Origin of the sequence: Mesorhizobium sp. M0601, assembly GCF_040320845.1 — a bacterium.
GTDB lineage: Bacteria > Pseudomonadota > Alphaproteobacteria > Rhizobiales > Rhizobiaceae > Mesorhizobium.
Genome location: NZ_JAMYQK010000036.1, coordinates 50,539 through 67,083 on the forward strand (window position 1 = coordinate 50,539; position 16,545 = coordinate 67,083).

Annotated in this window: 17 protein-coding genes and 1 pseudogene; 6 read left to right on the forward strand and 12 right to left on the reverse strand. The window is 60.5% G+C overall.

The genetic code is table 11. The features are described from left to right. Window positions 1–10: 10 nt before the first annotated feature. The 6 genes from NKI41_RS25635 to NKI41_RS25660 all read right to left on the reverse strand — a co-directional run bounded on the left by NKI41_RS25635 (window position 11) and on the right by NKI41_RS25660 (window position 6,959). Window positions 11–1,030 carry an ABC transporter permease gene (locus NKI41_RS25635; protein ID WP_352685599.1) on the reverse strand — a complete coding sequence of 340 codons (1,020 nt, stop codon included), beginning with the start codon at window positions 1,028–1,030 and terminating at the stop codon, window positions 11–13. Further along, window positions 1,027–2,613, reverse strand: coding sequence for a sugar ABC transporter ATP-binding protein (locus NKI41_RS25640; RefSeq protein ID WP_352685600.1), 1,587 nt, complete (start codon window positions 2,611–2,613; stop codon window positions 1,027–1,029). The genes NKI41_RS25635 and NKI41_RS25640 overlap by 4 nt, the downstream gene beginning before the upstream one ends. Beyond that, complete coding sequence (locus NKI41_RS25645) at window positions 2,613–3,707, reverse strand: sugar ABC transporter substrate-binding protein (protein WP_352685601.1); 1,095 nt, start codon at window positions 3,705–3,707, stop codon at window positions 2,613–2,615. Before NKI41_RS25645 ends, NKI41_RS25640 begins: the two co-directional genes overlap by 1 nt. Before the next feature lie 143 nt (window positions 3,708–3,850). Further along, a complete protein-coding gene (locus NKI41_RS25650) occupies window positions 3,851–4,789 on the reverse strand; it encodes an NAD-dependent epimerase/dehydratase family protein (RefSeq protein ID WP_352685602.1) in 939 nt (312 codons plus the stop codon). Window positions 4,790–4,794: 5 nt separating this feature from the next. Beyond that, a complete protein-coding gene (gene puuE / locus NKI41_RS25655; RefSeq protein WP_352685603.1) occupies window positions 4,795–5,697 on the reverse strand; it encodes an allantoinase PuuE in 903 nt (300 codons plus the stop codon). Between the two features lie 14 nt (window positions 5,698–5,711). After that, window positions 5,712–6,959, reverse strand: coding sequence for a hydantoinase/carbamoylase family amidase (locus tag NKI41_RS25660; RefSeq protein ID WP_352685604.1), 1,248 nt, complete (start codon window positions 6,957–6,959; stop codon window positions 5,712–5,714). A 165-nt stretch (window positions 6,960–7,124) separates the two neighbouring features. Here NKI41_RS25660 and NKI41_RS25665 point away from each other — a divergent pair, with 165 nt between their 5' ends. The 4 genes and pseudogenes from NKI41_RS25665 (at window position 7,125) to NKI41_RS25680 (ending at window position 10,936) form a co-directional block, all read left to right on the forward strand. Beyond that, complete coding sequence (locus NKI41_RS25665; protein WP_352685605.1) at window positions 7,125–8,057, forward strand: LysR family transcriptional regulator; 933 nt, start codon at window positions 7,125–7,127, stop codon at window positions 8,055–8,057. Between the two features lie 669 nt (window positions 8,058–8,726). Next, window positions 8,727–9,181, forward strand: a pseudogene (locus tag NKI41_RS25670) (transposase); the annotation flags it as partial. Beyond that, window positions 9,079–10,665, forward strand: coding sequence for a hypothetical protein (locus NKI41_RS33340; protein WP_502901242.1), 1,587 nt, complete (start codon window positions 9,079–9,081; stop codon window positions 10,663–10,665). The pseudogene NKI41_RS25670 and the gene NKI41_RS33340, both read left to right, overlap by 103 nt. A 13-nt stretch (window positions 10,666–10,678) precedes the next feature. Beyond that, complete coding sequence (locus tag NKI41_RS25680) at window positions 10,679–10,936, forward strand: hypothetical protein (protein ID WP_352685606.1); 258 nt, start codon at window positions 10,679–10,681, stop codon at window positions 10,934–10,936. Here the strand turns inward: NKI41_RS25680 and NKI41_RS25685 are convergent. The 6 genes from NKI41_RS25685 to NKI41_RS25710 all read right to left on the reverse strand — a co-directional run bounded on the left by NKI41_RS25685 (window position 10,900) and on the right by NKI41_RS25710 (window position 14,984). Further along, window positions 10,900–11,787, reverse strand: coding sequence for an SDR family NAD(P)-dependent oxidoreductase (locus NKI41_RS25685; protein WP_502893803.1), 888 nt, complete (start codon window positions 11,785–11,787; stop codon window positions 10,900–10,902). The genes NKI41_RS25680 and NKI41_RS25685 overlap by 37 nt on opposite strands. Further along, window positions 11,787–12,566, reverse strand: a complete 780-nt coding sequence (locus NKI41_RS25690) for a hypothetical protein (protein ID WP_352539231.1) — start codon at window positions 12,564–12,566, stop codon at window positions 11,787–11,789. The genes NKI41_RS25685 and NKI41_RS25690 overlap by 1 nt, the downstream gene beginning before the upstream one ends. Window positions 12,567–12,577: 11 nt before the next feature. After that, window positions 12,578–13,165 (reverse strand): protein-S-isoprenylcysteine O-methyltransferase, encoded by a 588-nt coding sequence (locus NKI41_RS25695; RefSeq protein WP_352685609.1) that lies wholly within the window; start codon window positions 13,163–13,165, stop codon window positions 12,578–12,580. A 200-nt stretch (window positions 13,166–13,365) separates the two neighbouring features. Then, on the reverse strand, window positions 13,366–13,938 hold the full coding sequence (locus NKI41_RS25700) for a hypothetical protein (protein ID WP_352503882.1): 573 nt from the start codon (window positions 13,936–13,938) through the stop codon (window positions 13,366–13,368). A 139-nt stretch (window positions 13,939–14,077) separates the two neighbouring features. Continuing rightward, the gene (locus NKI41_RS25705) at window positions 14,078–14,212 is read right to left on the reverse strand and encodes an ABC transporter (protein ID WP_352503875.1); all 135 of its coding nucleotides are present in this window, start codon (window positions 14,210–14,212) and stop codon (window positions 14,078–14,080) included. Between the two features lie 199 nt (window positions 14,213–14,411). After that, window positions 14,412–14,984, reverse strand: coding sequence for a L,D-transpeptidase (locus NKI41_RS25710; protein ID WP_352503876.1), 573 nt, complete (start codon window positions 14,982–14,984; stop codon window positions 14,412–14,414). 190 nt (window positions 14,985–15,174) lie between these two features. On the opposite strand from NKI41_RS25710, the gene NKI41_RS25715 reads away from it, so the two are divergent. Both NKI41_RS25715 and NKI41_RS25720 read left to right on the forward strand, forming a co-directional pair. Next, window positions 15,175–15,930, forward strand: a complete 756-nt coding sequence (locus NKI41_RS25715) for an SDR family NAD(P)-dependent oxidoreductase (RefSeq protein ID WP_352503877.1) — start codon at window positions 15,175–15,177, stop codon at window positions 15,928–15,930. Window positions 15,931–16,025: 95 nt separating this feature from the next. Next, window positions 16,026–16,325 (forward strand): hypothetical protein, encoded by a 300-nt coding sequence (locus NKI41_RS25720; RefSeq protein WP_352503878.1) that lies wholly within the window; start codon window positions 16,026–16,028, stop codon window positions 16,323–16,325. The last annotated feature ends 220 nt before the right edge of the window (window positions 16,326–16,545 follow it).

Genomic DNA, 16,545 nt, shown 5'->3' on the forward strand with positions numbered 1-16,545 from the left:
CAATAATGCGCTAGGTGAGAGATTCTTCACGTCCGCGAACGAGTTGCGACAGGGCCACAGCGATAACCAGGGCGCCCCCATAAAAGAGATCCTGAACGAACGTATCGATCCCGAGAATTGAAAGTCCGGTGATGCCGGTGACGAGAAGATAGACGGCGATCACCGATCCCATCGGGTTGAAGCGTCCGGGGGAAATCGAGGTCGCGCCCAGATAGGCCGCGGCGAAAGCCGGCAACATCAGCTGTGTACCGGAATTGGGATCAGCCGAGCCGGAGGTTCCGGCATAAAGCACACCAGCTATGGCGGCGAAGACACCGGAAGCGAGAAAGCAGATCAGGCGCATACGCGTGACGGGGATGCCGGACAGGCGAGCCACGTCCCGGCCGCGACCGACGAACAGCGCCTTGCGGCCCAGGGATGTGAACTCGAAGACGTAAAGCAGGAGCAGCGCGAGGGCGAGCGCGTAATAAAACGCCAGGGGAATGCCTAGAAAGCGGGTCAGGATGACGGCGTTGACAAGGCTCCAGTCGATTCCGCCAATGGTGCGCGAATTGCTGATCCACAAGGTGATCCCATGCAGGAACGTGCCGGTTCCAAGGGTCACGATCAGCGAATGGATGCGGAAGTACAGCGTGAAGAACGCATTGAGCAGGCCGGTGAGCAAACCGGCGGCCAACGCGACCGCCATCGCCCAGCCGATGGGCCAGCCGTGGCCGACATTGAGCACGGCAATCACCATCGACGAGAGCGTCAGGACCTGCGCGACGGAAAGATCGATGTCGCCCGCCGTCAAGGGAATGATCAGGCCAAGGGTCAGGATCACCAGAACGGCCTGCGAGCCGAATATCGTCGAGAAGTTCGGCCAGGTCAGGAACGCATCCGGGGAAATGATGCCGAAGATAGCTATGATGACAAGCCAAGCGATGAGTAGAGCGAACCGCTCCAGCTCCATCAGAAACCCGCGGCGCCAATTGCGCTGGACCCCGCTCATATTCGATTTGCTGGTGGCGGCGTGGGTTGCTTCCGTCATGGGGAATTCTCTTTGAGAAGGACAGGTTCGCCTGCGAGGACACCGCTCAGACTGTCGAGACACCGCTCGGTGATGGCAGCCTTGGTCACTTCGCGACCCGACAGGCTCGCCGCGACGCGGCCGTGACTGAAGATGAGCACGCGGTCGCAGATCATCTCCAGCTGTTCATGATCGGAACTGGCGCAGATGACGGCGGCGCCCCGCTCAGCCGCAGCACGAATGAAGCCATAGACCTGATGGCGCGCGCCGATGTCGACCCCTTGTGTCGGCTCGTCGAGCAGGATCACGCGCGGCTCGGTCTGAAGCCATTTGGCGAGCACGACCTTCTGTTGGTTGCCGCCCGAGAGATCGCGCATGAGCCGGCCCGGATCAGGCGGGCGAACATCGAAATTCCGCACAAGATCGGCAGCATGCCGGACAATCTTGCGCGCCGTCACGAAATAAGCCGGCAGGGACCGGCCGAATGCCGGCACCGCCAGATTTTCAGCCACGGTCAGGCCTTCGATGATGGCAGCCCTCTGCCGGTCGGCCGGAACCAGCACCATGTCGTGGCCGATGGCACGAGCGGGCGTCATCGCCGCCATCGGCAAGGCAAGATCGCCAAGCCGCAGATTGCCTGCCGTCGCAGGCATGGCACCAAAGAGGTGGTATGGGATCCTGTCGTAGCCAGAGCCTATGAGGCCGGTCAGGCCAAGCACTTCGCCTGCCCCAACCGCGAGATCCAAAGGCGGCAGGCTTTCGCTTGCCAGGCCCTTCACGACAAGCGCCTCGGCGCCGCCTCGATACACCGGGGACGGGCGCTCCATCGCGAGATCGCGACCGACGATTGCGGCGATGAATTCGGCTTTCGAGGCTAGCGCGGTGGTGAGGCTCGCCGCGACGCTGCCATTGCGCAGCACCGTAGCGCGGTCGGTCAGTTCCTTGACCTCGTCGACGTCGTGCGAAACGAAGATGACGCTCGTGCCTCGCTGCGCCAACGTTCTCACCAATGAAAATAGATGATCGACATCGTCGCGCGACAGGAATGGCGTGGGTTCGTCGAGGATCAGCAATCCACCGTCGCGGCCGGATGTTTCTGCGATTTCCTGGAACGCGCGGACGATCGCAACGAGGGCACGCTCGACGGGCGCGAGGTTGGCGACCGGCATTTCGGGATCGATGGTGAGACCATAGTCGGCAAAAGTCTTTCGAGCCTCGCGATGCGCCTGCCGCCACCGGATCATCGGATTGGCTGTACGCACCAGACGCCGCGCAAGAAGGTTTTCCGTGACCGAGAGCGACGGCACCAGACCGAGTGCCTGGTGGACGACTGATATGCCGTACCGGTTGAACTCGCCGGGAGGCAGCGGCAGCGGCAGTTCGCGTCCGCCAAGCATCACGCGGCCGCCGTCCGGCGCGTACACGCCGGAAAGCATTTTGATCAGCGTGGATTTACCCGACCCGTTGTGGCCGAGCAGGCCGTGGATCTCTCCGTAATTTACGGTTAGCGTGACATCATCCACGACCTTGGCGCCGCCGAAGAACTTGGTCAGCCCCTCGATGACCAGATTGGCGACACTCTTGTCGGTCGCCATCCGCGACATTATTGCAGGCCCCAGAGCTTGCGGTAGCCGGCGACATAGGCGTCGCCGTAACCGGTGGAGATCTGCGGAGGCGTGCCCGCCGTGCTGGCGTTCGAGGCGTCGAATATGTAGAGCGGCACCTTCGGATCCTTTACCGCGGCCAAGCCGCAAACCATTCTCATCTCGGCGTCGACGATCGCATGCGCCACCCAGTCGATGCTTTCGCCGATGTCCATCTCGACGCTGCCCTGCTGAACGAGTTGCAGCACATAGGGGCTGCCGTTGAAGGTCGCGATTTTGACCCGGTCCGCAGACTGGGTGAGTTCGACGGCAGGAACAACGAACTGCGCCATGCCGTCATAGATCGGCAGGATGTAGTTTATCGAGGGATCACGCAGCAGCGCCGCCTGTACCGTCGACTGCATGCGGGTCGCCCAATCGGTGACCGGCACGTTGAGATACTGGACCTTGCATTCCTCGCACTTGTCCATGACCTCCTTGATACCGTTCTTGAGCGAATTGGCCGAGAAGGAATCCTCGGCGACGATGGCAAGCACATTCGCCTTCCCCTTGGTCTTGAGAACCGCCCATTGCGCCATCAGACGCCCAGCCTGGGTATAGTCGATCTGCACGTTCTGGAATGGTGCTGGAGCGGGAGTATCGAAGCCGGACGCATGCGCCGCCACTATCTTGAGCCCAGCCTGATCCGCCTGCGTTGCCTGCGGAACGAGAACCCGCGGATCCGACATTAAGACATCGACGAGATCATAGCGCTGCGTGATCGCCTGGTTGATGCCCTGGATCCATTGTGAGGGCTGGCCCTGCGTCTGGTAGTGGTCGTATTGAAAGCCGACCTCCTTCGCGATCTCCGTCATGCGGTTCGCTACCGCACCGGTGAACTCGACCGCGCTGGAGAAGGGCACGACCATGGCCTTCTTGCCCTTCATGCAGGCCTTCGCATCGAACGCTTCACCTGACGGCGCGAAGGTTGGCAGCTTCTGGTGCTCGGTGATGCTGGACTGAATGGCGTCCAAGTCGGTTGTCGCGGCTGGAGCGATCGCTGCAAGGCCGAGAACGGTGGCGAAGCCGGCCAGACCGGCAAGATATTTGATCATGATAGACATCCCTCTCTGGATGGTCCGCCTTTGGCGGATTGTTGTGGTTGCGAGCCTGCTCACGCCAAAGGCCGGGTACGAACCCGCAGGCGATTGAGCAAATTTGCCGTTTCTGCCAGGTCAGGATCGTGAGACCGGACATTTCACGCAACCGAATTGATTTGAAGCGGAATCTTCAAGTTTTCTGATGTGAGCCACTCGGCATAAGAGCGAATGCCGCTCGCCAGATCGATGGCCGGCCGCCAACCAAGATCGCGCGCCGCCGCATCCAGCTCATAAGGACCTTGCCGATCCGAAAGCGGGTCCTCGGTGCCTGCGACGGCAATTGGCGGCCCGGGCACGATCTCCCGGACCAGATCCGCAAGCGCCCTCGACACAATTCCCTGATCGGCTGCAACCGTGTAGGCAACCGCGCCCAACGACGGTGCATGAACGGCTGCGCTCAACGCGGCGGCGACGTCGTCGACATGAACATAATGGTAGCGCTGGTCGCGGCCGCAAGGCAGGGAGAACGGCTCCTCCCTCAGCCCGGCGAGGATCATGTCGCGGATGACGCATGCCGTTCGACGGCCAGGACCGTAGACCGCGGCGATGCGCAGGCTCACGCCAGAAATGCCGTATTGCCGGCAATAAGCCTCGACCAGGGCTTCACCCGCGACCTTGCTCGCGGCGTAGATCGAGGAAGGATGTAGGGCGCATTCCTCACTGACTGGAAGATCGACGCGCGTTGGACCGTAGACACTTGCCGAAGATGCAAAGACGAAACGCGGAACCGATCGTTTCCGGGCAAATTCCAAGAGGTTGATGGTGCTCGCGATGTTCGTCCATGCTACGCGATCCGGCTCGTCGCGATAGAGCGAGGGGCCGGAGATCGCGCCGCAGTGGACGATGGCGGCAAAGTCTCGCGAGGCCCCGACGCTCCACAAACGCCCCGCATCACAAAGATCGCAAGCCAGGACACCCGTGTTCGGCTCCGGCACCAGATCGACGCAGACAACCTCACAACCGACTCGAACCAGAGCCTCTACCGTTCTGGAGCCGACAAATCCGGAGGCTCCCGTTACCAGGATCGCGCGGTCCATGCCTGTCACCCGCGCCGTGACGGGTGCGTGGTCCGCCAATGTTCGGCGATGTCGATGCGCCTCGTGACCCAGACGTCGTCGGCGGCAGCGACATGGTCGAGGAATCGCTCCAAGTCTGCCGCCCGACCGGGCCGTCCGACAATACGTGTGTGGACGCCGATGCTCATCATCCTTGGCGCGACCTGCGCCTCCCGCCGCAAGAAATCGAAAGCCTGGATCAGATAGGCGGAAAAGCTCGGCGACTGGTAGCCGTAGGTGTTCACATAACGTCCGTCATTGTTGTCGAGCGTATACGGGACGACGAGATGGTCCTGACCGCTCACGTCGAGCCAATATGGCAGGTCATCGGAGAACGAATCGGCGTCGTAGGCGAATCCTCCGGATTCGACGATCAACCTGCGCGTATTGATGCTCATGCGGCCGGTATACCAGCCGGTGGGCCGCGAGCCCGTGACTTCGGTATGGATGCGAATGGCTTCGGCGATTTGCGCGGCTTCCTGTTCTTCCGGCATCTCCGCGTATTGGATCCAGCGCAAGCCGTGCGAAGCGATTTCGAAATTCGCCTCTTTCATCGCAGCGACGGCTTCAGGATTTTTCTGCAGCGAGCTTGCAATCCCGAAGATGGTCACGGGCAGCTTGCGCTCGGTGAAGAGCCGGTACAGCCGCCACCAGCCGACACGGCTGCCATATTCGTACTGTGACTCGACATTGATGTTGCGGATATTGGCGAAGGCGACCGTCGGCTCCTCGGTAAGAAAGGCCTCGCTTTGGCGGTCGCCGTGCAGGACCGAATGCTCACCACCCTCCTCGTAGTTGATGACGAATTGCACTGCGAGCTTCTTGCCGCCGGGCCATCTCGGGTCCGGCGGATTGCGGCCATAGCCGGCCAGGTCGCGCGGGTAGGTCATGGGCTAGCTCCTCTTCAATAGGCAAGCGCGTGAAGGCCGGCGGCGAGCACGCGAATTCCGGCGACAATATCCTCCAGCGAGGAAAACTCCTCCGGCGTATGGCTGCGTCCGTCCTTGGAGCGGACGAAGATCATGGCGACCTTGGCGATGGCGGCCATCTGCTGGGAATCATGACCCGCGCCGCTCGCCATCGTGAGGAACGGCACGTCCTGCTCGGTGGCAACACGCTGCAAGGTTGCGACAATCCCTGGATCCGAGGGCGAAGGTTCATGGTCGATCATGATCCGCCAATCGACGCTGAGACCTCTGCGTCCCGCAACCTCGCGCATCAGACCTTCATGCATTTCGTACAGCCGTCTGCGTGCCGCCGCATCCGGATGGCGGGCATCGATCGCGAACGCCACCTTGGCCGGAATAATGCCGGGGAAATTCGGCTCGACCAGGACGCGGCCGATGGTCGTGACGGCCGGCCGGCCCAAGCGATGGGCCGTGTTGATGAGCCCGGAAGCGACCTCGGCGAAGCCAGCCATTGGATCATTGCGTATGTCCATCGGGAAGGCGCCGGCATGGTTCTGCACCCCGGCGAGCTCGGCGCTGTAGTGGCGGATTCCGGTGATCGCATCGACGACCGCGACCGGCAGCCCTGCTTGCTCAAGGATCGGGCCTTGCTCGATATGAAGTTCCAGGAAACTGTCGATGTCGTCGCGCCGCGCTTCAGGGATGCGCTCGGGATCAAGCCCAACCGAGCGCATTGCTTCCGCGATTGTCTCGCCGGAAAAGCCGATCACGCGCTCCGGGTCGCCCGCCGCGATCCGGCCGGTGACCGCGCGCGAGCCCCAATAGTTGGCATTCGGAAAGCGGCTCGATTCCTCCTCGCAAAAAGCCACCGCTTCTATGGTGCGCCTTGGCGTGCCGAACTGCTGCTTCAGGGCCTTCACGGCGACCAGGGCTGCCACCGCACCCAGCGCCCCGTCGTAACGGCCGCCAGGCGTTTGGGAATCGATATGTGAGCCGGAGACGACCGCCTTTTCAGTGGTCGACCCGCGAAGTCGCCCCCAGACGTTTCCGACGGTGTCACGGTGCACCTCAAGTCCGGCTTCCTGACAACTCCTGGCGTAGTAGTCAGTCGCCCCCACCCACTCGGAAGAATAGACGGTGCGGGAAACACCGCTCTCACCCACGGCACCATAAGAAGCGAGTTCGAAAATAATCTTCTCAACAAACGACGGATCTATCTCGATGACGGTGGCTGAATTGGGCACTGTTCCTCACTTATAGTCGATACTTGAAGTTGGTTGGCCGAGCTCCGGGGCGCAACTGTCGCGGTTGGGATCCATGTCACGCGCGGCATGCCAGGAAAATCGAATTATTTAGGTGGAGACGCATCAGAAAATCTGAAGTAAAGGAAACGACAGTGGAGAGCGTTTTTGAACCACCGGCAGATCGAGACCTTCTACTGGGCAGCCCGTCTCGGCAGTTTTGCCCAAGCCGCACTCAGACTGAATGCGACACAGTCGGCGGTTTCGATGCGGATACAGGAGTTGGAAGCGCGTATTGGCGTTCCCCTGTTCGACCGTTCCCAGCGCACGGCTCGGCTGACATCACAAGGCACATTGTTGATGCCTTATGCCGAAGAGATCCTGCTTGCCTCGGATCGTTTCATCCATGCCGTGGCGGAAAAGGAGGAAATCGTCGGATATATCAAGCTCGGGGTTGCAGAAATTGTGGCTCTTACCTGGCTGCCGACGCTCATACGATTTGTGCGACAGACTTATCCTCGTCTGCAGCTCGAAGTTGAGGTGAGCTTGTCGCATCTCATCGAGGAGAAGCTCTACGCCGGTACGCTCGACGTCGCTTTTGCAGCCTGCGAAATGCCACAGTCACGCTTCGCTTCAAATCCGATCGAGATGACCCAATTTGCCTGGATGTGCAGTCCCGAACTGCCAGCCGTCCCCGAGGTGCTGACGCCTCAGGGGTTGAGCGAACTTCCGGTCATTGCAACGTCGCGCGAATGGCAGTTCCGAGGATCGACGCTGAGTTGGCTGACCACGAATGATGTCCATTTTCGCAATTTGACGATCTGCAATACGTTCCGCACAGCGGCAAGCCTTGCGATCGCCGGCCTTGGCCTCGCTTACCTTCCCGAGCAGCTCTACCTAGGAGAGGTGGAATCTGGGCGCCTGCGGCTTCTTCGTTCCGATCCGGAGCCGTCCCCCTTGCAGATCTATGCAATCCGACCGCTGAGCGGCACGACGCCAACTCATCTATTGTTGGAGAAGGCTGCTGCAGCGGTCGTTGCGGGGCAAGCGGACGACAGGGGCCCTTTTCAAGATTCAAGCGCGGCAGCAACCGATGACTGACTTAAGCAATACGCTGCCGCAGAGCCCGATCAGATATCATTTCGTCAAAGATCAGGCACTTTGCCGCAACTCAATCTGCCTGACATCTTCAGCAATCGACGACAAACATCAATAATATTTGAGATATTTTGGCGCACCGCACCGCAATTCGAACGCGGAGCCTTCGCAAACCGGCATGTTCAACCACCCTTTCGAGTACCCAGTAAAAGCTCATCTCCCGTCGTGCCATGGCGTCTTGCCACGTTCGCAGTCGGTCGGATCGCGTCAGGCACGACCTCGCCAATAATCGGTGTGGGCGTGCCTGCTGCGCCACTTTCGCCGAAACAGAAAGGAAAGATGGAGATACTTCGTGTGCACGACGTGCGCACGTCTGGCCCTAACTACCGTTGATGAACGCCTGGACTTCATCGCCAGTGCAGAGGGCCGGCGCCTCATTGAAGGTCTGATGAAACTTCCTCCTCGGGTGCGTAACCGGGTGTCGGCTCTGATTGCCGCTCCAGGATGAATGCATGCGAATTTCGGCTTCGCGATGCCTGCCCGCCAATTTCGACGGACCTCGAATATGCCCCATCGGTCCCGAGATCGGCACCGCCGATAAAGCCCAGTGACCTTGCCCCTCTGATCTAATCCGGTTTGAATTTCGTTCTGGCCCATCGAGAGGACCAGGACATGAAACGTAGCCGCTTCTCTGAAGAGCAGATTATCGGAATTTTGAAGGAACATGAGGCCGGGGTATCGGTTGCCGATCTGTGCCGCAAGCACGGGGTCAGCGACGCCTCGATTTACAACTGGAAGGCCCGCTTCGGCGGGATGGATGTCTCCGAGGCTCGGCGACTGAAGGCTCTGGAGGACGAGAACACGCGGCTGAAGCGGCTTCTGGCCGACGCCATGCTCGACAATGCCGCGTTGAAGGATCTTGTGGGAAAGAAATGGTGACGCCCGCGGCCAAGCGGAAAGCTGTCGCTCGCCTGAAGGAAGGCTTCGGGATGAGCGAACGGCGGGCGTGTAAAGCCATCGGCTGTTGCCGCATGACGGTTCGCTACGAGACCAGCAGGCCGGACGACCGCGAGCTTCGCGAGCGGATGAAGGCGATCGCGCAGGAGCGTCGCCGGTTCGGCTACCGTTCTGCCGGCCCTACCAGGTCTCGCAGAGCATCACCGGCGCCTATGCCAAGACGCGCTTCGAGAACGAGGGCAATCCGGCGACACAGGCGCTGGCCAAGCTGACGCCGTTGCCCAATGGGGCGGGCGAGGATTTTGTCCGCTCCTATTATGACGGGCTTGGCCGCGTCTATCGGGTGGAAACGCCTGGCGAGACGGCGGCCGGCGCCAAGCGCATTGCCGACACCGACTACGATCTGCGTAGCAATGTCCTGCGCACCGCCTTCCCAAGGTTCGTCGGCGACACGGCACAGTGGTCCACCAACAGCTACGACTGGAACGACCGGCCGGTGAAGACCGTCTATGCCGACGCCAGCCAGACGATCTTTGCCCACAGCCTCGACAGCGGCAGCGGCACCAATCCGCGGCTTTATGCGGTCACCCAGACCGACCAGATCAATGCGACGACCACACGCCAGTCGAAGAGCGTGTCCTCGACGCGCGGCCATGTCGTGCAAATCGTGCGCGATCTCGGCGGGCTCAATCTGACGGAGGGCCGCAGCTACGATGTCCTTGGCCGGCTGGTCGGGGTCAGCGATCCCGGCGGCTCTGCCTGGACCTACAGCTACGACATGGTCGGCAACCGGCTGAGTGCCTCGGATCCGGATCTCGGCTCATGGTCGTACATCTATGATGGCGCCAATCGTCTGACCAGCCAGACGGATGCCCGTGGCACCGTCACCGCTCTCGCCTATGACCAGATGGACCGGCTGACCCTGAAGACGGCAACGGCGTCCGGTGGCAGTGCGGTGACGCTGACCCAAAACACCTACGACCAGGCAGCGGCCGGCTTCTACAACATCGGCCAGCTGACGACATCCACCAACCCTGCGGCCACTCAAGGCAACAAGTATGACGGCTTCGGCAAGCTCGCCCGCCAGGACGTCACCATCGGCACGCTGACGCACACCACGACCGGCGTGCGCGATGCCTCCGGCCAGACGCTGCGCACCCAGTATCTGCCGGTGCAGCTCGACTTCGGCACGGCGGCCGCACCGCTGCAATATACCGTGGGCAACAAGCTGCTCTCGGCTTCCGGCTTCATCACCTCGACCATCTACGAGGCCGACGGCCAGACGAAAGAGATCACCTATGCGAACGGCGTAAAAACCTCCTTCAGCTATTCACTGACCCGACGCTGGCTGACCCGCGTCACCACGGCCAGGGGCGCAACAGTCCTGCTCGACGACCAGTATGCCCGCGATCTCATCGGCCGCATCACCGGCACGACCGGGCTCACCGCTTCCGACAGCTGGACCTATGGCTACGACAAGGCCGATCGGCTGACTTCGAGCGACAATCTTGGCAACAACACGCTGGACGAGACGTTCGTCTATGCCGCCAACGACGATCTGCACCCGTGTTGCCGGAACCTATGTCTATCCCTCGGCCACATCGCCGCGTCCGCACGCCCCGACCGCGGACGGCGCCAAGACGCTCACCTATGACGCCAACGGCAACATGACCGCCGACGGCACCAGGACGCTCGCCTGGGACGAGGCCAACCGGCTGAAGACCGTCACCCAGGCCGCCAACACCGTTTCTCTCTCCTACGGACCGGACGGCGCGCGCGCCAAAAAGACCTCGTCCTTTGCCACCACGCTCTATCCCGACGCTTCCGTCGAGATCGATCCGGCGACACCGGGAGCGGAGATCTACACCCGAGCGGGCGTGCTGGTCCTTCAGGGGATAATTCCCCGAGGGCCCCGGCGTAGCTGAATCTGGCGGGTACCGCAGCATTTCTTGAACTTCATACCTGAACCGCAAGGACATTGATCATTGCCGCCGCGTTGCAGCCGGCCGACCAGGGGCAGCAGCGCTGCTGAAGGCAGGAGCGCTGCCGCAAGGGCAGCCAACTTGCCCGAGATTCCCGGTACGACGAGGCGACGACCGGATTTGAACCCTCGCCACGCCCGTTCGGCCACATACTCCGGATCCACCTTGGGCAAGATGTTGAAGAGCGCCGTCTGATTGGCGCCTGATCTTGCGAGAAACTCCGTCGACACCGGGCCTGGTGCAACGCATGTGACCGTCACACCGGTTCGGCGCAATTCCTGGTGAAGCGCCTCTGAGAAGAAGCGCACGAAAGCTTTGCTGGCGAAGTACAGAGCCATATAAGGCCCGGGAACGAACCCGGCCACGGAACTGAGATTGAGCACCCCGCCCCGTCGGCGCGCCACCATTCCCGGCAGAAAATGGAGCGTCAGTTCTGTGAGGGAATGTATGTTGAGATCGATGATGCCCAGTTGATCATCAATAGGCAGCGCCGTCGTCGCGCCCCGCAGGCCATAGCCGGCGCTGTTGACCAGGACATCACAGACCAGGCCGTGTGTGGACAGAAAGCCCTCCATGCGCGTCGGCGCATCGCCTGCCACGAGATCCAACTCGAGCGTGAATGCCTCGCCGCCCGCCTCCCTAACCTCAGACGCCGCGGCGGCCAAACCCTCGGGCGAGCGGGCAACCAGCACAACCGCACCGCGCTCCCTTGCCGCGACGCTCGCAATCGCCCGGCCAATTCCACCCGAGCCGCCAATCACGACGATAGCTGGCCGGTATTCACAGTGCGAAATCACGTCGCGTTCCTCTGTCTTGCAGGAGCGGAAACTCCTTGACCGAGCAGCATCACTTCATTGGCGACAGTGCCGTTCAGGATCTTTTCGAATCTCTCCAGTGCTCGTGCGACGTTCGCTCCATCCATGACCCGGTGATCGTAGTGGATGCGGACATTCACCGATCCGTCTTTGCCGATCGGACCGTAGTTCAGAAGCGTGGTCAGTGGTGTCAGCGGGTTGAGTGATTCCGCACCGAGACCAGAATAGACCGACAGTTGGAAGGTACCGAAGTAATTTGCCCTTTGCCGGGCGATGTTCAACCCTAGCCACATAAGCAGCCACCTGACTGGCGCGGGCGCACCTGCCACCCGCAAGGCACGCCGAAACTCCGGGACCTCCAGGATCGGCCGTGATCGAGCCGCATGGATGGATCCCTCAAGTTCCGTGATGGAGTAGCGCTCCGGGCACTTGATGCAGCTCAGCAGAACGGCCGGCTCGCCATCATATTCGCGCTCGTGGGCAATCGAGGCTACGCTTGCCGGATACTCATAAAGCTGCGGCCAGGGCAACTTGACATAGGCGCGCCGCAGCTCCGGCATCTCTAGGGCAAGAAGCGCATATCCTTTCAGGAAGATCGCGGTCCAGGAGGGCCTGGTCTGCTGCGCCATTCTAGCCCTTACGAGTGGGCTGAGGTTCATCTGACGCTGCACCGCGACCCGTGGCACGCCGATCGAAAACCTCATCAGATCGCCAACAAGGCGCCGGGGCGCGGAAAGCTTGAGGGCTCGGCCTCGCATAAAACGTACCTCTAATAAAGATAAGGGACTATTCGCTTGGTCTTTTCCATATAGACACGGTATTGCGGGCCGAAATTCTCCAGCATCATACGCTCTTCCTCGTCCACTCTCAGCAGGAAAAGGACTGCGAACCCAATCAAACCCGATATGCCCGCAATCCAGTTCGCCAGCAAAAAGACCTGGCCGAGGCCCATGAGCAGGAACGAGGTATACATCGGGTGGCGGACCAAAGCGTATGGTCCGGCGCAGATGAGTTCATGCCGTTCGCGAATCTCCAGCGTAATCGACCAGTTCCGGCCAAGTTCCTTATGGGATCTGCGAAAAACCCATAGCGCGGAGCAGAAGATGATTGTGCCGAGAGCCACGGCCCAAACGCTGGCCGGGTGGTCAGCCGCTGCGGGCATGCCGGTGACAACATAGAAGGCAGGCAGGATTGCGAGGCCAAACAGAGCAGATGCAAGCCCGACGATGTCGGAACGTGAGCGGTAGCCAGTTACAATTCGCACGCGCCTTGCCCGGCGCTCGAAGGGATACCGAATCACGTACCAAGCAACGATGCCGATCACCCAAATGACCTCGCCAAGTGAGGCTGCCGCAATGCTCACTTCAGGTCACCAGCGCCCTTTCTGCGATCGCGACTGTAGCAGCTGCCCCTGAGTATGGCCACTTCACCCATCGTCTCGATTTCGTCACCGGCCGACCTTCAGGCGCAGCGATCCTCTCCGAGTTAGTCCCCAGACGCGAAAGCCGGAGGGGCAGTACCGATCGCATTCGGTCCCATTCATCCCTCGAATCTTGGTTATGTATTCATCTCCCGAAGCTCGGTTATGAATTGTTGCGGCCGGAGCTGAATGGCGGGAGTCTTATATCCCATGGAATGAGCGATGTCCGCCACGAAGCCGTTGCAGTTCAAGACCGTCGCCTGCCAGACATGCGAGCTCGCCTGCAGCTTGCGGATGTAGGCAACGACTTTGTCGTATTCGGCCCGGGTCAATATGATTTGCCAGCTTGCGGATCTGTATGGTTCTTCCAGATCACCGTCGCTCCACCCGGTTTCGGCTGGCACCGGCACGATATGGCCCAGAACATAGGGAACCGCACTGTTCGAAGCCGGGTGAAGGCCCGCGACTTGGGGATCGATCATTCTCCCGGCCCGGTCCAGGCGCCCAAAAACTGCGTAGGTGTGGCCGTAGCTTAGGGCGTAGCGGGAGCGGAACTCGATGAAGTACCGCTCGTCGTTTTTTTGAGGCGCAGCTCCGCCATCGGCATAAGATACGAAATTCGGCTGGGGCGGCAGGTCTTTCGTCTGACATGCCGCTGCCGGGAGGGCCACCAACGCCACAAGCAAGAGACGGCTACTTAGAAGCGTCATCGCCGCGTCCATTCCCGAACTTCACAAAGCACAGACCTAATAACGGCCTATGCTCGCCAACCGCTATGAAGCCGGCCAAAGCCCCGGCTGCGTATGTATGGGGAAGGGCTTGGCACCCCTTCCCCATACAAGCCGGTCCTTACTTAATCACTGGTTGCTCTACCGGAGCGGGTGCCGGAGCCTTACCCTTTCCTTTGCCGATCCAGTCGTTCGCGCAGCCGCTCAGGCTGGCAACGGCGAGCACAGCAACCATTGCAATCAATATCCTGTTCATCAAGCAATCCTTTCCCCGGGGGCGGAATAGCCTATGGAATCGCCACAACTAAAACGATATGCAGCCCCACGAAGTTAGCTGCGATCTACACCAACGCCTAGTGCAGAAATGACACAGTTGGCACCCGGTTGCCGGCGGCACCTTTGCGGTGACGTGCTGGCAGGGTTCACCATCCAACGAAGATCAGGCCTGCCCACCATCAAACAACCACCACCGTCGTGCCCAAAGGAGTACGGTCGTAGAGGTCAATGACGTCGTCATTTATCATACGGATGCACCCGTTCGATACCGCTGTGCCTATCGTCCATGGCTCGTTTGTACCATGTATCCGGAAGTGGGTGTCGCGCCCGTCTCGATAGAGATAAAGGGCACGCGCACCAAGCGGGTTGTTTGGTCCGCCAGGGACCCCCCCTGCATACTGCACCAGGCGCGGCTTGCGCTGCATCATGCTGGCGGTGGGTGTCCACGACGGCCAGTCCGCCTTGCGGCCGACGGTCGCTGTACCCTTGAAGGAAAGTCCCTGCTCGCCGACGCCAACGCCGTAGCGCGTCGCCCACCCGTCAGACTCGACGGCATAGAGAAAACGGTGCGAAGTATCGACGACGATCGTTCCGGCCGGCTCGTTTCCGTCGTACCGCACATGCTGCCGTCGGTAACGAGGATTCAGGCCACGCCTTGGTCCGAACGCGGATGAAATCGACGTGCATCCGGAGATCATCAGAGCCAGACTACCCAGCACGAGCCCCCGGCGCGCAATGTGGTGTTCTTCCATTTGTACCTGCTAGGAAACTGGTCATCTACCGCCGCCCTCGTCTCTACCATTCCGAGGCCTGCGGGCCAAGTCTCGCTGTGTGGTGGCAAAAATGAATTCACAGGATTAAACAAGCGAATTGGAGCGAAACTTCTTGCGATGACCGTCTGCCTCTGTTCGGTTATGTCAGAAATGGCATAGGACAGAGCCGATGAAGCCTGACTTCCATGGAAAAGTCGCGATTGTGACCGGCGCAGGCTCCGGAATAGGTGCGGCTGTTTCACGGCAACTCGCGCAAGAAGGAGCCGAGATTGTTGTCGCCGACCTTGATGCCGAGGCCGCGCGCTGCACAGCCGCCGAAATAAGCTCGCAAGGAGGCAGGGCCTACGACTTTGCGGTAGATGTCACGGATGCGGCAGCAGTGGAAAAGCTGATCGAGTTCACTGTCCAGAAATGCGGCGGACTGGATATGGCGGTAAACAATGCAGGTATCGACGGCATTCGAAAAGCAACGGCAGACTATCCGCTCGACAACTGGCACAAACTGATAAACGTTAATCTCAATGGCGTTTTCTACAGCATGAAGTACGAAATCGCCGCGATGCTGGATCGAGGCGGAGGTGCCATCGTGAACATGTCCTCTGTTCTCGGTTCCGTCGGCTTGCCAACTGCGTCCGCTTACACGGCAGCGAAACACGGGGTCGTTGGATTAACCAAGGTTGCGGCGATTGAATATGCTAGGATGGGCATCCGGATCAATGTCGTCGGCCCCGGCTGGATCGAAACGCCTCTTTTATCGGAGCAAATGGAGGCATTAGCCAGCCGGCGCATGGCGGGTCTTCAGCCGATGGGCAGGCGCGGGAAACCGGAAGAGGTAGCGGCTCTTGTGTGCTTCCTGTTGTCCGACCAGGCCAGCTTTATCACTGGGAGCTACCATCTGGTGGACGGAGCTTACACCGCCCATTAGTGCAGTGGAGACCGGTAACTTCTCTGGGGTGAGCGCGGCCACGATTTGTTAGCGTCGACTGGGCCATCACCATCTCTTTGGTTTCGGAGGTAGTGATGGGAATGGAGTGGACGATTTCGATCGAAGGGACGAACGAATTCGGCGACATCTGTCGCCGAGAGGTCCGGATCGACAAAAGCGATGAGCGTCTGCGTGAAGGAGACCTGGGCCTGTCGATCGACGACGGCAAGAAGATCATGGCCACCCTGCAAACAGCGGTTGTGACCCAGGAGGCGGAAGCCTACACCCTGTTTCGACGGGTCTGTCCGGATTGCCACAATCTTCGGCAACCGACAGCAAGTTCCACGTGCGGCTGTCGGCGGCGTGATGCGGCATCCGTCCGCGGCAGGGTATGAAATCGCGCAAAATCGTAAAGTGGCGCACAGCACGCGATTCGAACCGCCAACAGGCGCAGGGACTCAATTTAGCAAGTGAATTCAGTAGCAGCACTGTATTGGCGGTATCCCTCTCCCGCTACCACCCTACGGATTTGTCCAACCCGGAGACATGGGTAACAGATTGTACTTAAGACATGGGTGACAACCTCGTGCCGAACGGGTTGTCGATGGTCTGCAA

Excerpts from the sequence above, each read along its gene's own strand:
- NKI41_RS25635 (WP_352685599.1), bottom strand. The coding sequence starts at position 1,030 with ATGACGGAAGCAACCCACGCCGCCACCAGCAAATCGAATATGAGCGGG.
- NKI41_RS25640 (WP_352685600.1), bottom strand. The coding sequence starts at position 2,613 with ATGTCGCGGATGGCGACCGACAAGAGTGTCGCCAATCTGGTCATCGAG.
- NKI41_RS25645 (WP_352685601.1), bottom strand. The coding sequence starts at position 3,707 with ATGATCAAATATCTTGCCGGTCTGGCCGGCTTCGCCACCGTTCTCGGC.
- NKI41_RS25650 (WP_352685602.1), bottom strand. The coding sequence starts at position 4,789 with ATGGACCGCGCGATCCTGGTAACGGGAGCCTCCGGATTTGTCGGCTCC.
- puuE (WP_352685603.1), bottom strand. The coding sequence starts at position 5,697 with ATGACCTACCCGCGCGACCTGGCCGGCTATGGCCGCAATCCGCCGGAC.
- NKI41_RS25680 (WP_352685606.1), top strand. The coding sequence starts at position 10,679 with ATGACCGCCGACGGCACCAGGACGCTCGCCTGGGACGAGGCCAACCGG.
- NKI41_RS25690 (WP_352539231.1), bottom strand. The coding sequence starts at position 12,566 with ATGCGAGGCCGAGCCCTCAAGCTTTCCGCGCCCCGGCGCCTTGTTGGC.
- NKI41_RS25700 (WP_352503882.1), bottom strand. The coding sequence starts at position 13,938 with ATGACGCTTCTAAGTAGCCGTCTCTTGCTTGTGGCGTTGGTGGCCCTC.
- NKI41_RS25705 (WP_352503875.1), bottom strand. The coding sequence starts at position 14,212 with ATGAACAGGATATTGATTGCAATGGTTGCTGTGCTCGCCGTTGCCAGC.
- NKI41_RS25710 (WP_352503876.1), bottom strand. The coding sequence starts at position 14,984 with ATGGAAGAACACCACATTGCGCGCCGGGGGCTCGTGCTGGGTAGTCTG.
- NKI41_RS25715 (WP_352503877.1), top strand. The coding sequence starts at position 15,175 with ATGAAGCCTGACTTCCATGGAAAAGTCGCGATTGTGACCGGCGCAGGC.
- NKI41_RS25720 (WP_352503878.1), top strand. The coding sequence starts at position 16,026 with ATGGGAATGGAGTGGACGATTTCGATCGAAGGGACGAACGAATTCGGC.